The organism is Pseudomonas sp. HP_12 (assembly GCF_055283955.1).
Window position 1 is genome coordinate 185736 of record NZ_JBTOQG010000012.1, and the last position, 13897, is coordinate 199632.

At 61.4% G+C, this 13897-nt stretch carries 14 protein-coding genes; 2 read left to right on the plus strand and 12 right to left on the minus strand.

Features of this window, described 5'->3' with window-relative positions; all coding sequences use genetic code 11:
- Positions 1–120 precede the first annotated feature (120 nt).
- From fabG to ACYASU_RS10825, 5 genes are all read right to left on the minus strand, one after another.
- Positions 121–858: a 3-oxoacyl-ACP reductase FabG gene (gene fabG, locus ACYASU_RS10805; RefSeq protein WP_037011760.1), complete on the minus strand. Its 738-nt coding sequence runs from the start codon at positions 856–858 to the stop codon at positions 121–123.
- A 15-nt stretch (positions 859–873) separates the two neighbouring features.
- On the minus strand, positions 874–1812 hold the full coding sequence (gene fabD, locus ACYASU_RS10810; RefSeq protein WP_346630548.1) for an ACP S-malonyltransferase: 939 nt from the start codon (positions 1810–1812) through the stop codon (positions 874–876).
- 138 nt (positions 1813–1950) lie between these two features.
- Positions 1951–2958, minus strand: a complete 1008-nt coding sequence (gene plsX / locus ACYASU_RS10815) for a phosphate acyltransferase PlsX (protein ID WP_463582791.1) — start codon at positions 2956–2958, stop codon at positions 1951–1953.
- A gap of 4 nt (positions 2959–2962) precedes the next feature.
- Positions 2963–3145, minus strand: coding sequence for a 50S ribosomal protein L32 (rpmF, locus tag ACYASU_RS10820; protein WP_003179396.1), 183 nt, complete (start codon positions 3143–3145; stop codon positions 2963–2965).
- A gap of 13 nt (positions 3146–3158) precedes the next feature.
- Complete coding sequence (locus ACYASU_RS10825; RefSeq protein ID WP_192172733.1) at positions 3159–3686, minus strand: YceD family protein; 528 nt, start codon at positions 3684–3686, stop codon at positions 3159–3161.
- Positions 3687–3792: 106 nt separating this feature from the next.
- Between ACYASU_RS10825 and ACYASU_RS10830 the strand changes: the two genes are divergently transcribed.
- Complete coding sequence (locus ACYASU_RS10830) at positions 3793–4371, plus strand: Maf family protein (protein WP_463582792.1); 579 nt, start codon at positions 3793–3795, stop codon at positions 4369–4371.
- A 74-nt stretch (positions 4372–4445) separates the two neighbouring features.
- Here the strand turns inward: ACYASU_RS10830 and sppA are convergent, their stop codons facing one another.
- Genes sppA through rluC form a run of 3 tightly spaced genes read right to left on the minus strand, consistent with a single transcriptional unit; the run spans position 4446 to position 7075 of the window.
- Complete coding sequence (gene sppA, locus ACYASU_RS10835; protein WP_192172735.1) at positions 4446–5438, minus strand: signal peptide peptidase SppA; 993 nt, start codon at positions 5436–5438, stop codon at positions 4446–4448.
- A 7-nt stretch (positions 5439–5445) separates the two neighbouring features.
- Positions 5446–6126 carry an HAD-IA family hydrolase gene (locus tag ACYASU_RS10840; RefSeq protein WP_463582793.1) on the minus strand — a complete coding sequence of 227 codons (681 nt, stop codon included), beginning with the start codon at positions 6124–6126 and terminating at the stop codon, positions 5446–5448.
- Positions 6116–7075 carry a 23S rRNA pseudouridine(955/2504/2580) synthase RluC gene (gene rluC, locus ACYASU_RS10845; protein ID WP_192172737.1) on the minus strand — a complete coding sequence of 320 codons (960 nt, stop codon included), beginning with the start codon at positions 7073–7075 and terminating at the stop codon, positions 6116–6118. The genes ACYASU_RS10840 and rluC overlap by 11 nt, the downstream gene beginning before the upstream one ends.
- Before the next feature lie 713 nt (positions 7076–7788).
- Here rluC and rne point away from each other — a divergent pair.
- Positions 7789–11145 carry a ribonuclease E gene (rne, locus tag ACYASU_RS10850; RefSeq protein ID WP_463582794.1) on the plus strand — a complete coding sequence of 1119 codons (3357 nt, stop codon included), beginning with the start codon at positions 7789–7791 and terminating at the stop codon, positions 11143–11145.
- 67 nt (positions 11146–11212) lie between these two features.
- Here the strand turns inward: rne and ACYASU_RS10855 are convergent, their stop codons facing one another.
- The 4 genes from ACYASU_RS10855 to ACYASU_RS10870 form a co-directional block, all read right to left on the minus strand.
- Entirely contained in the window at positions 11213–11809 is a 597-nt protein-coding gene (locus ACYASU_RS10855) for a nucleotidyltransferase family protein (protein ID WP_463582795.1), read from the minus strand.
- A gap of 62 nt (positions 11810–11871) precedes the next feature.
- Positions 11872–12891: a UDP-N-acetylmuramate dehydrogenase gene (gene murB, locus ACYASU_RS10860; RefSeq protein ID WP_463582796.1), complete on the minus strand. Its 1020-nt coding sequence runs from the start codon at positions 12889–12891 to the stop codon at positions 11872–11874.
- 46 nt (positions 12892–12937) lie between these two features.
- Positions 12938–13702 carry a 3-deoxy-manno-octulosonate cytidylyltransferase gene (gene kdsB, locus ACYASU_RS10865; RefSeq protein ID WP_369306694.1) on the minus strand — a complete coding sequence of 255 codons (765 nt, stop codon included), beginning with the start codon at positions 13700–13702 and terminating at the stop codon, positions 12938–12940.
- A complete protein-coding gene (locus tag ACYASU_RS10870; RefSeq protein ID WP_071551147.1) occupies positions 13699–13884 on the minus strand; it encodes a Trm112 family protein in 186 nt (61 codons plus the stop codon). Before ACYASU_RS10870 ends, kdsB begins: the two co-directional genes overlap by 4 nt.
- Positions 13885–13897: the final 13 nt, after the last annotated feature.

Consider the following 13897-nt stretch of genomic DNA (forward strand, 5'->3'; position numbering starts at 1 on the left):
TTTGCGCATTTCAAGCTAAACGCAATTCCCGCTACGCCCAACAGCCCTCTACCCCTTAAAAGATTTCAGCTTTATAACGGATTTTAGACAGCCCGTATGACATTTTTTCGATACGACCGGTCACATGTACATGCCGCCGTTAACGGGGATTGTAGCCCCGGTAACGTAGCCTGCACCTTCTGAGGCAAGAAAAGCGACAACATGCGCGATCTCTTCTGCCTGCCCCAGTCGGCCCAGAGGAATCTGTGCCGTCAGGGAATCACGTTGCGCTTCTGGCAGCTCGCGGGTCATGTCGGTGTCGATGAAACCCGGCGTCACCGAGTTGACCGTCACTGCGCGCGACCCGACTTCACGTGCCAGGGCACGGCTGAAGCCTTCCAGACCCGCCTTGGCGGCTGCGTAGTTTACTTGACCTGCGTTGCCCATGGCACCCACCACCGAACCAATGCTGATGATCCGGCCCCAACGTGCCTTGGTCATCCCGCGCAGAACGCCCTTGGACAGGCGAAACAGACTGCTCAGGTTGGTGTTGATGACGTCATGCCACTCGTCATCCTTCATGCGCATCATCAGGTTGTCACGGGTGATACCGGCGTTGTTGACCAGGATCAACGGCGCACCAACGCGTTCGGTGATCTGGGCCAGCGCGGCGGCAACGGATTCGTCGCTGCCCACGTCCAGCGCCAGGCCGAAGCCTTCGATGCCGTTTTCCTTGAAATAAGCGGTGATCTTCTCGGCGCCGGACTCGGACGTCGCCGTACCCACGACGGTGGCGCCGTTACGACCCAGTTCAAGGGCGATCGCCCGGCCAATGCCACGGCTCGCGCCGGTGACAAGTGCAACTTTACCCTGACTCATGCAGGCGTCTCCTAATCAGGCCAGCGCCGCGCGAGCGGCGGCGAAGGCGTCTGGGGTATTGAGGTTGTGAGTGGTCACGCCATCAGCGCAGCGCTTGTTCAAGCCGGCGAGCACCTTGCCCGGGCCGCACTCGACCAGTTGCAGGGCGCCCTGAGCCGCCAGGGTCTGAATCGATTCGACCCAGCGCACCGGCTTGTACAGCTGCTGCAGCAAATCGGTTTTCAGCGTTTCGAGATCGGACACGATACTTGCGGTGACGTTCTGAACCAGCGGGATCTGCGGCACCTGCCAGTCGATGGCGGCGATGGACTCGGCGAAGCGTTCGGCTGCCGGACGCATCAGTTCGCAGTGGGAAGGCACACTCACCGGCAACGGCAAGGCGCGCTTGGCGCCTTTGGCCTTGCAGACTTCGATGGCGCGCTCCACAGCGGCCTTGGCACCGGCAATCACAACCTGCCCGGGCGAATTGAAATTCACCGCGCTGACCACGTCGCCCTGAGCCGCTTCGGCACAGGCGGCTATAACCACCGCATCGTCGAGACCCAGAATGGCCGCCATGCCGCCCTGCCCCGCCGGCACAGCTTCCTGCATTAATTGACCGCGACGCTCGACCAGCTTGACCGCGTCCGCAAGGCTCAGGCTGCCGGCCGCGACCAGCGCGCTGTACTCACCCAGACTGTGGCCGGCGACATACGCCGGGCGCACGCCGCCTTCCGCCAGCCACAGGCGCCACAAGGCAATCGATGCAGTGAGGATGGCAGGCTGGGTTTTATCGGTCTGGTTGAGGCTCTCTTCCGGGCCCTGCTGGGTCAGCGCCCAGAGGTCATAGCCCAGCGCAGCGGAAGCTTCTTTGAACGTCTCCAGCACCAGCGGATGCTGCGCGCCCAGCTCGGCCAGCATGCCGAGGGACTGCGAGCCCTGGCCCGGAAAGACAAATGCGACGGAAGCAGACATTAACAAGCCCCTGATTATTCTCGTCAAAATGAGCGTCCGGCGGGCCGAACGCGAGGTAATTCAATGTGTTGCGATGGACAGTTGGATGACCATGCGGTCACAGGCGTCACATTCTAGCCCAAGACTCGCATTGAAGCCCTAAAGCAGATCCTCAAGACGACCGCGCAAGCGCTGCGGGAGGTTTTCCTGAATCTCGATCAGCGCCCGCTGTATCGCGCTCTGGAAACCCTGAGCATCGGCCGAGCCGTGACTCTTCACCACGATGCCCTGCAGACCGAGAAAGCTGGCACCGTTATGCCGCGCCGGGGCCAGATCGGCCTTGAGCCTGCCGAGCACAGGCCTTGCCATCAAACCCACCAGTCGCGACAGCGCGTTGCGGCGAAACAGCCGCTCGATCCGCTCGCCAATCATCAGCGCCAGGCCCTCGCTGGACTTCAGGAGCACGTTGCCGACAAAGCCATCGCAGACCACGACATCCGCCTCACCCCGATACAGGCCATCCCCTTCGACAAAGCCGATGTAATTCAGCCCCGGTGCGGCCTGCAAAAGACTCGCGGCCAACTTGACTTGCTGATTGCCCTTGATGTCTTCGGTGCCAACGTTCAGCAGTGCGACTCTGGGTCGCACCACGCCCAGCGCCTCGGCGGCCACCGAACCCATCACGGCGAACTGATAAAGATGTTCGGCGGTACAATCCACGTTCGCACCCAGATCCAGCAACTGGCAATAACCGCGCTGTGTCGGAATCGCGGCCACCATGGCCGGCCGGTCGATACCGGGCAAGGTTTTCAGCACGAAGCGGGACAGCGCCATCAAGGCACCGGTATTGCCTGCACTGACACAGGCGTGGGCCTTGCCATCGGCGAGAAGCCCCAGCGCAACGCGCATCGACGAATCAGGCTTGCCGCGCAAGGCCTGGGACGGACGCTCATCCATGGTGATGATCTCGCTGGCATGCACAACGTGCAGGCGTGAGCGATCGACACCGGAGTGGCGTGCGATGAGTTCTTCAAGAAGGGGGGATTGACCGACGAGGGTCAGGTGCAGCGAGGGTGTAGCAAGCAGGCAGGCAATGCTGGCCTGAACAATGTGGCGGGGACCGAAGTCCCCGCCCATTGCATCGATCGCGATGACCGGAGCAGACAAGAAATTACTCGTCAGCGCCCTTGTCGATCACTTTACGGCCACGGTATACGCCTTCTGGCGATACGTGGTGACGCAGGTGAACTTCACCCGTGGTTTTTTCTACAGAGAGAGTGCTAGCCTCGAGAGCGTCGTGGGAACGACGCATGTCACGGGCAGAGCGGGATTTTTTGTTCTGCTGAACAGCCATAATTGATTAACTCCTAAACGTTTGGGTCACGCTTTAACTGCGCCAATACACTGAACGGGTTGGACCGCGTTACCTCGTCCTCGCTCGGTTCGGACTCGTTGAGGTCCGCCGGCGGCTGGCATTCTTTCGGATCATGAGTTGGAACAATGGGCAAGGCGAGCAGAAGCTCATCCTCGATCAAAGCCAGCAGATCCATGGGATCTTCGCCGAGTTCCAGCACGTCATAGCCTTTCGGCATCGACTGGGTGTTTGCACCCTCCTTCACCACGGCATAACTGCATTCGCTGTGGATCGGAAAGGTGACCAGCTCAAGACAACGCTGGCAAACCATTTTGACTTCGACGTCAATTGCACTGTGGATAACCACAGCGCGCTGCTCGTCTCGCTCAAAAACGAATTTCGCCTGCACCGTACCGAGATTGTCAGCAAGCGGGTCGCAGAGTCTCTCCAAATCAGCCAGCAGCATCTCTCCCTGAAGAGTAGTGCCACGATCAGCTAATTTGCGCGGGTCAACGTGAGGTGGAATCGGGTCATTCAACATAGGCGCAGCATTCTAGGGACGACCCTGGCGACTGTCAAAGGAAATTCAGGCCTGTTCGCAACCTGACCTGCTGATTACACTCGACTTTCATGTTTCGGAGCTACCCATGCTGCCTCTACTCCTTGCTTCCAGCTCGCCTTACCGCCGTGAATTGCTCGATCGCCTGCGCTTGCCATTCGTCTGTGCGTCGCCTGACATCGACGAAAGCCGCCGGCCGAACGAGCCTGCTATCGACCTTGTGACCCGCCTGGCGCGTGAGAAAGCCATGGCACTGGCCGAACGATTCCCCGACCACCTGATCATCGGGTCAGACCAGGTCGCCGTGCTTGGCGAACAGATCCTTGGCAAGCCGCACACGTTCGAGCGCGCGCTGGAACAGCTGAAGGAGAGCAGCGGCAACAGCGTCAGCTTCCTCACCGGCCTTGCGCTCTTCAACAGCCGCACGGGTCAGTGCCAAGTCGATTGCGTGCCCTTCACCGTGCACATGCGCCAGCTGGACGAGACGCGTATCAGCCGCTACCTCCACGCCGAACAACCCTATGACTGCGCCGGCAGCTTCAAGGCCGAAGGACTGGGCGTCAGCCTCTTTCGCAGCACCGAGGGCGCGGATGCGACCAGCCTGATCGGCCTTCCTTTAATACGCTTGGTGGACATGTTGATGAACGAAGGCATCGAGCTGCCCTGATCTCGACAAAATAAACAGATGCGAAAAGCCCGACCAATGGCCGGGCTTTTCTTCACACGCGAAGGCTGAAGCGATCAGCGCAGGGACGGCCCTTTGAAGCCTGCCCACATTGCGATCTGCTCGGCCACGCTGGCGCCCATCTTTTTGGAGAAACGATCGAACGCCGACTCTTGCACTGTGTAATCGACCATCTCTTTCTCGCCGATGATATCCCGCGCCACGTAGCTGGCACTGCCAAGCCCATCGACCAGACCCAGGCCCACCGCCTGCTCGCCTGTCCAGACCAGCCCCGAGAACAGTTCCGGATGGTCCTTGTCTTTCAGGCGATCACCGCGACCCGCCTTCACGCTGGCGATGAACTGCTTGTGGGTAGTGTCCAGAACGCCCTGCCAGAAGGCAGTCTCGTCAGGCTTTGGCGGCTGGAACGGATCAAGGAACGCCTTGTGCTCGCCCGACGTGTAGGTACGACGGTCAACACCCAGTTTTTCCATCGTGCCGACGAAACCGAAGCCGGCTGCCGTGACACCGATCGAACCCACCAGACTGGCTTTGTCCGCGTAGATCTGGTCAGCGGCGCTGGCGATGTAATACGCACCGGACGCACCCAGATCAGTGATCACCGCATACACCTTGATGTTTGGCTTCTGCGCGCGCAGACGACGGATCTCGTCGTAGATATAGCCGGACTGCACCGGACTGCCGCCCGGGCTGTTGATGCGCAGAATCACGCCCTTGGTTTTTTCATCTTCAAACGCTTTCCGCAAACTGCCAACGATGTTGTCGGCGCTGGCCGCCTCGGTGTCGGCAATCATGCCCTTCACTTCGATCAGCGCAGTGTGACTGGTGCTGCGCGAGGCGCCCTTGCCGAAATCCATCAGCGGCGAGAACAGCGCCAGTGCGCCGAACAGATAAAGGAAGGTCAGGGATTTGAAGAAGATTCCCCAGCGTCGTGACCGACGCTGCTCCTGCACGCTGGCGAGCAGGGTCTTTTCCAGCAGTTTCCAGCTTTTTGCATCCCCTGCGTCGTCGCGCTCTGGCGAAGACGGAGACTTCCATTCGTCCGACATAGATCAGTTACCCCAACAACGAAGTTTCAGCAGTCCGCGCACCCAACCAGGTGCGCAATTCGGAAAAGTGCTCGATCGCCAGACGCGGCTGGTATTGAAGCAGGGAGCCAAGCGCTTGCGCGCCGTACCCGACAGCCACCGAATCCATTCCGGCGTTACGCGCCATCAGCAGATCGAACGAAGCGTCGCCAACCATCAGCGCCTTTTCAGGCCTGACGCCGCAATGCTGCAGGATTTCATTGAGCATCAGCGGATCGGGCTTGCTGGCCGTTTCATCCGCCGCGCGGGTGGCGTCGAAGAAGTCGGTCCAGCCGTGCGCCTTCAACACCCGATCCAGACCACGCCGGGCCTTGCCGGTGGCGACCGCCAGACGATAGCCCTCGGCACGAAACGCCTCCAGCGACTCATGGACCCCGTCGAACAGTTTCGAGGGCTCAATGTCCATGGCCATGTAACGGTCGGCGTAGTGCTGCCGGAAATCGATCAGGTCATTGGCCGTGATATCCGGGTACAGCGTGCGAATCGCTTCCGGCAAACCCAGACCAATAATGCCCTTGATCGCTGCATCGTCACGTACCGGACGGCCGGCAAGCTGTGCGGCGGCTTGCATCGCGTCGACGATACGACCGATGGAATCGGACAGCGTGCCGTCCCAGTCGAAGATCAGCAGTTCGTAATCAGGGCGCAAGCAGCAATCGCTCCACGGTCTTGGCCCACATCTCGTCGACGGGCGCTTCGAGTTTCAACTCGCCACCGTCCGGCAGCGGCACGGTCAGGGCGTAGGCGTGCAGGAACAGACGCTTGCCGCCGAGATCACGAATTTCGCGACTGAAATCTTCATCGCCGTACTTGGGGTCACCGGCGATGCAGTGGCCGGCATGTAAGGCGTGCACGCGAATCTGGTGGGTACGGCCGGTAATGGGCCGGGCTTCGACCATGGTGGCGAAGTCGCCGAAGCGGCGCAGGACCTTGAACAGAGTCAGCGCCTCCTTGCCCTCCTCATTGACCTCGACCATGCGCTCGCCGGAGCGAAGATTGCTCTTGAGCAACGGTGCCCGGACCTGCTTCTGCGCGGTCGGCCAGTTTCCGCGGACCAGCGCCATGTAACGCTTGTCCACGCCGTCGCCGCGCAACTGTTCGTGCAGGTGTCGCAACATGCTGCGCTTTTTGGCGATCATCAGCAGCCCGGAGGTGTCACGGTCCAGACGGTGGACCAGTTCCAGCTCCTTGGCGTCGGGACGCAGCTGACGAAAGGCTTCGATGACGCCAAAGCTCAAGCCGCTGCCACCGTGAACCGCGATGCCTGCGGGCTTGTTGAGGACGATCAGGCCTTTGTCTTCATGGACAATGGCGGCCTCAAGACGCTGCAGCAAACCCTGGGCAACCGGCACAGGTTCGTCGCGCTCAGGCACTCGAACGGGTGGGACGCGCACGACATCGCCCGCCTGAAGCTTGTACTCGGGCTTGATCCGGCCCTTATTCACACGCACTTCGCCCTTGCGCAAAATGCGGTAAATCAAGGTCTTGGGAACGCCCTTGAGGTACGTGATCAGAAAGTTATCGATGCGCTGACCGGCAAATTCCGGCGCAACCTCTACCAGCCGGACGCCGGGGGTTGGGGGGGTAAGATTTGTCATGGCGCAAATCATAACAATTTTTTATGGATTTGAAGCACTTAATGATTGCTGCTATAGTCGCGAACGCCGCCAAAAGCGGCCTGGACAGCGGACAAACGGTATGACAGCCGGCCCTGCCCAACGCAATTCACGAGGGCGCGAGGCCGTCCTACGGGGCTTTCGGTGACAACGGAAGATATGCAAGCGTAACGAGCGCAGGTGACATGAGGCCTGAAACAAGCCCGATCGCAGAGTGAGTCACTCGCCATCGAGGCCCACGTTCAAGGCCAGTTCACAAAGTGCAGTCGCTGGCAGTCGCTCCGGGCGAATGCTTCGGAAACCATGCCTTATTTGAGCCATGACGCGCGGACTTCCCATGGAAGATCGCGATAAATGCAACCCGCTGCGGATTCAGCGCGCGGCAGCACCCGAATTATCAGGGATACGTGTGGGGTGGAGACGCACAACCGTCGGACTGTGTAGCACAAGGCTTTATTCAAGACGCTTCATATCGTCCGCTACCGATGGTTGATTCCTCCTCCTGACAAAGCTTTTGCTGACAGGGTGTCATTTGTCACCACAGCAAGCAGGAACGTCGTCGCGACTCGGCCCCGCTGGCCGAACCTCGTTAGACACTGGAGTGTTCAAGCACTCCTGACGTGCCCTGACACCGACCGTGAGAAGTCGTGTGTGCCGAACGCCGTTTCCGGCAGCCCGGAAACCGACGGTACTACATGAAAAGAATGCTGATTAACGCAACTCAACCCGAAGAGTTGCGTGTTGCGCTGGTAGACGGCCAGCGCCTCTACGACCTGGACATCGAATCCGGGGCCCGCGAACAGAAGAAGGCCAACATCTACAAAGGCCGGATCACGCGTATCGAACCCAGCCTTGAAGCCGCGTTTGTCGACTTCGGCTCCGAGCGTCACGGCTTTCTGCCGCTGAAAGAAATCTCCCGCGAATACTTCAAGAAGTCGCCCGAAGGCCGCGTCAACATCAAGGACGTCCTGAGCGAAGGCCAGGAAGTCATCGTTCAGGTCGAGAAAGAAGAGCGCGGCAACAAGGGCGCTGCCCTGACCACGTTCATCAGCCTCGCAGGCCGTTACCTGGTCCTGATGCCGAACAACCCGCGCGCCGGCGGCATCTCCCGTCGTATCGAAGGCGAAGAGCGCAATGAACTGCGTGAAGCGCTGAACGGCCTGATCGCCCCTGCCGACATGGGTCTGATCGTTCGCACTGCCGGTCTTGGCCGCAGCAGCGAAGAAATGCAGTGGGACCTCGATTACCTGCTGCAACTGTGGACCGCGATCAAAGAGGCCTCCCTCGACCGCTCCGCGCCCTTCCTGATCTATCAGGAAAGCAACGTCATCATCCGCGCCATCCGCGACTATCTGCGCCAGGACATCGGCGAAGTGCTGATCGACAGCGTCGAAGCCCAGGAAGAAGCGCTGACGTTCATCCGTCAGGTGATGCCGCAGTACGCCAGCAAGATCAAGCTCTACGAAGACAGCGTTCCGCTGTTCAACCGTTTCCAGATCGAAAGCCAGATCGAAACCGCCTTCCAGCGCGTCGTCGAACTGCCTTCCGGTGGCTCCATCGTCATCGATCCGACCGAAGCACTGGTGTCCATCGACATCAACTCGGCGCGCGCCACCAAAGGCAGCGACATCGAAGAGACCGCCCTGCAGACCAACCTTGAAGCGGCTGAGGAAATCGCCCGTCAACTGCGTCTGCGCGACATCGGCGGCCTGATCGTCATCGACTTCATCGACATGACCCCGGCCAAGAACCAGCGCGCCGTGGAAGAAAAGGTCCGTGAAAGCCTCGAAGCCGACCGTGCCCGCGTTCAGGTCGGTCGCATCTCGCGCTTCGGCCTGCTGGAAATGTCCCGTCAGCGTCTGCGTCCATCCCTGGGTGAGAGCAGCGGCATTGTCTGCCCGCGTTGCAACGGCACCGGCATCATTCGTGACGTTGAATCGCTGTCCCTGGCAATCCTGCGCCTGATCGAAGAAGAAGCGCTGAAAGACCGCACGGCCGAAGTGCGCGCTCAAGTGCCGATCCCGGTCGCTGCGTTCCTGCTCAACGAAAAACGCAACTCGATCACCAAGATCGAACTGCGCACCCGTGCGCGCATCATCATTCTGCCGAACGACCATCTCGAAACCCCGCACTTCGAAGTGCAGCGTCTGCGTGATGACAGTCCGGAAGCCCACAGCCTGCAGACCAGCTATGAAATCGCTGCCGCTGCTGCTGAAGTGGAAGAAGTTGCACCGCCTGCCGCCGCCACCCGCACCCTGGTTCGCCAGGAAGCGGCAGTCAAGACCGCTCCGGCCCGTGCCAACGCACCGGTTCCGGTTGAAGCCGCTGCACCGGTTGCCGCTGCGCCTGCACCGGTTGCCCACGAGCCAAGCTTGTTCAAAGGCTTGGTGAAGTCGCTGGTCAGCCTGTTCGCTTCCAAGGAAGAGCCTGCCGCTGCCGCACCTGCCGCCGTGGTCGAAAAACCGGCTGCCGAGCGTCCTGCGCGCAACGACGAGCGTCGAAATGGCCGTCAGCAGAGCCGCAGCCGTAACGGCCGTCGTGACGAAGAACGCAAGCCGCGTGAAGAACGTGCGCCGCGTGCCGATCGCGAAGAACGCGCACCCCGTGAAGAACGTGCCCCACGTGAGGAGCGCGCGCCTCGTGAAGAGCGTGCACCGCGCGAGCCGCGTGAAGCCCGTGAAGAAACTACCGCACCGCGTGAAGAGCGTCAGGCCCGTGCGCCTCGCGAAGAGCGTCAGCCACGTGCTGGGCGTGAAGACCGCAAGCCGCGTGAAGAGCGTGTGCGTGAACTGCGTGAGCCGATCGACGCCGCACCGGCTGTCAACCTGCCCCGCGAAGAACGCCCTGAGCGCGCCCCGCGTGAAGAGCGTCAGCCGCGTGCGCCGCGTGAAGAACGTCAACCACGCGCCGAACAGGCTGCAGTAGCAGCCGAAGACGAAACCCTGCTGGCCAGCGAAGAGCAACAGGATGACAACCAGGAGCACGCCGAAGGCGATCGCCCTCGTCGTCGTTCTCGTGGTCAGCGTCGTCGCAGCAACCGTCGTGAGCGCCAGCGTGATGCCAACGGCAATGAAATCGAAGGCAGCGAAGGCGTTGAGGGTTCGGAAGGTTCTGAAGCCCACGACGGCGAAGGCAATGAGCACAGTCATGAGTCCCATGACGAAGTGCACGCAAACGCCGACCGTGGCGATGTCGTTGCCGGTGCAAGCGTTGCTGCCGTAGCGGAGCGCGTCATCAGCGCCACCGCCGAAGCCGATGCCCACCGTCAGGCTGAACGTGCGAACACGTCCGTTGAAGCCCGCGCGACTGAAGCAGCACCGGTGGCTCAGGCCTCCGAAGCAGCGCCAGAAGCGCCCGCCGTCGAGTCCCCTGCCCCTGAAGCCAAGCGCTCGGTGATGCCGGAAGTGGAAGTGGCAACATTCGACGCCTCACTGAGCCCGTTCGAACGCCAGGTGAAAGCCGCCGCTGAAGCCGAATCGACCGACACGCCAGCCAGTGGCGAGACTTCGGTCGCTGTTGAAGCGCCAGCGGTTGTGGAAGCCCCGGCCTTTATGCCGACCCCTGCGCTGGTGCATGAAGCGGTTGAAGTCGCCGTGGCTGAGCCGGTTCACGTTGTTGAACCGGTTAAAGCCGAGCATGTCCAGCCTGCTGAGCCTGTTCAGACGGCCGAGCCTGCCGAAGCGTCTGAGCTCGTTCAGATCTCTGAACCTGCTCAAACCGCCGAGCCAGTGCACGCCAAGGCCTCGGTAATCGACGCGCCGACCGTGGTTGAACCCGTTGCTCAGCAGCCTGTGGCCGCTGAACCGGTCATCGCGCCAGCCGTAGAAGCGCCAGCTCAGACTGCAGCGCCGGAAATCGTCGCTGCCCCAGTGGCGGTCGAACCTCCTCAAGCGCCAGTTGCAGAACCGGCCAAAGAAGAGACGCCTGCGCTGCCGGTTGCCAGCAATGGCCGTGCACCGAACGATCCCCGTGAAGTGCGCCGCCGTCGTCTGGAAGCCGAGCGTCAGCAGAAAGAGGCCCAAGCCTCGGATGAGCCTAAACCGCTCGTTTGATCGGCGGTAACTAAAAAGCCCCACCTGTGTAAGCAGGTGGGGCTTTTTTATGCCTGGAGGTTTGAAATCAGCCGGGTTGAAAGATCAGCGCAGCAGGCACGTCCACGTCCCACAACACGCCTGGGTCGTCGACCTCGATCTCCTTGATCCGCGCACCCACGAACAGCCGTTTGGCCCCCTTCTCCCCGGCAAGGGCCATGAGCGCCGGCCCGAACGCACGACCAAAAGCGACGGGGTGCCCATACCGCCCGCCATGGACCGGTACGCTGATGGCGTCGTCCTCCACCGAGCAGGCCACGCGCTCGAGTGTGTCAGCATGAATGAAGGGCATGTCGCCCAATGCAATCAACCAGCCGCAATGAGCAGGCTCCGCCGAAACGGCAGCAGCGATACTGTCGCCCATGCCAGGGGAATCCAGCACCACCACTTCACAGCCGTGACGCAGGCCCAGCTCGGCCACGCTGCAGTAATCGGCTCGTGTCAGAAGGACGGTTTTATCGGCGAGGGTTTTTACGTGGGCAAGCACCTGCTCCAGCACCGATCGCTCCATGCCGTCACGCCCGATGCATTGCGCCAGCAGCTTGTTGCGGTGGTCACCGGCAACCGCTCGATAGCGACTGCCGAGGCCCGCCGCCAGCACGACGGCACACAGCGTTTCACTCATGTTCAACCCTCATGGGATACACGCTGACTGAAACTCAAAGCGGAAGAGGACGGATCCCACGGTCAATACAGGTTAGGCTCCATCTCAAGCGCAACGCCGAAGCGCTCGAGGATGTCCGCCTGAATCCGCTGCGCGAGACGGAGCAATTGCCCGCCGGAAGCCTCTCCGTGATTGACCAGCACCAGCGACTGCAGCGCATGAACGCCGGAGTCACCATCACGAAAGCCCTTCCAGCCCGCCTGCTCGATCAACCAGCCGGCCGCCAGTTTTACCTGGCCATCGGCCTGAGGGTAGCCGACCACGCCAGGGTGCGTGAGTTTGATGACAGCCACACGCTCGGCGGACACCAGAGGGTTCTTGAAGAAGCTCCCCGCGTTGCCCAACGTCGCCGGGTCCGGCAGTTTTTCGCTGCGAATGGCGCAGATCGCCCGGCTCACGTGGATCGGCGAGGGCTCTTTGATGCCCTGCTCTTCCAGCCGCTGACGCACCGGACCGTAATCGAGATGAAGGCTCGCCGAGTAACTGAGCTTGAAGCGAACCCGCAGGATCAGCCAGCGGTTTGGCTGACGCTTGAACAGGCTGTCCCGGTAACCGAACGCGCAGTCGGCCAAGCCAAATTCCCGCAGCTCGCCGTTGTGTCGATCGATCGCGGTCAGGCTGTGGAAAACATCCTTGAGTTCAACGCCGTAAGCGCCGATGTTTTGCATCGGTGCAGCACCGACAGTGCCGGGGATCAGGCTGAGGTTTTCCAGCCCGGCCAGTCCCTGAGCGAGCGTGTCCTGGACGAAAGGATGCCAGGGCTCCCCAGCCTCCGCTTCAACAATGGCGCCGCCGCAATCCTCGTGGGTGATGCGGATGCCGCGGCTGGCCATGCGCAGCACGAGGGCATCGACGTCACGGGTCAGCAGCAGGTTGCTGCCGCCGCCGATGACCATCAGCGGCACGTCGTGGCTGGCCGAATACGCGAGGGCCTCGCGCACGTCGTCGTCGCTGAACGCCTCGGCAAAACGCCGGGCATGCACGGCCACGCCGAACGTGTTGTAGGGCTTGAGAGACACGTCGTGCTGCACATTCAGGGTCATGGGTGCATCCGCGAAAACAGTGGAAGAACGACCAGAGCCATGCTCATCAACCCTCCAGCAGACGACGAACGCGTTCCAGGTCTTCAGCGGTGTCGACGCCGGCCGGTGGCGCTTCAAGGGCATCGGCCACGTGAATGCGCACGCCGTGCCAGAGCGCACGCAACTGCTCGAGGTTTTCGGTGTTTTCCAGCCAGCATGGGCCCCAGCTGACGAAGTCGTGGAGGAACCCGGCGCGGTAGGCATAAATGCCGATGTGACGGCGATACGGCACGCCTTCCGGCAGCTCGTCGCGGGTCTTCGCAAGCGCATCGCGAGCCCAGGGCAGCGGCGCGCGGCTGAAGGTCAGCGCCAGACCATTGAGGTCCGAGCAGACCTTGACCACATTGGGATTGAACAGCGATGCCACGTCCTCGATCGGCTCGGCGAGGGTCGACATGCGCGCTTCAGGGTGCGCGGCGAGGTTGTCGGCAACCTGATCGATCACAGCCGGCGGGATCATCGGTTCGTCGCCCTGGACGTTGACCACGATGGCGTCGTCGGCCAGACCCAGCTTGGCGGCGACTTCAGCCAGGCGGTCGGTCCCGGAGTTGTGATCGTCGCGGGTCATCAGCACTTCGGCGCCGAACAACTGGCAGGCGTCGACGATGCGCTGATCGTCAGTGGCAACCACCACGCGCTCTGCGCTGCTTTTGCGCGCCTGTTCCCAGACGTGCTGGATCATCGGCTTGCCGGCGATGGTTTTCAGCGGCTTGCCCGGAAAGCGACTGGAGCCGTAGCGTGCCGGAATGACAACGGTGAACGCTGCGGTCATTTGTCCAGACGCTCGTCGGCGGTGAGGGTGCGCGCTTCGCTTTCCAGCATCACCGGGATGCCGTCGCGGATCGGATAGGCAAGGCCGGCGCCTTTGCTGATCAGCTCGGTTTTATCGGCGCTGAGCTTGAGCGGCCCCTTGCAGATCGGGCAGGCAAGAATGTCGAGCAATTTGGTGTCCATAAGAGATCCTGAG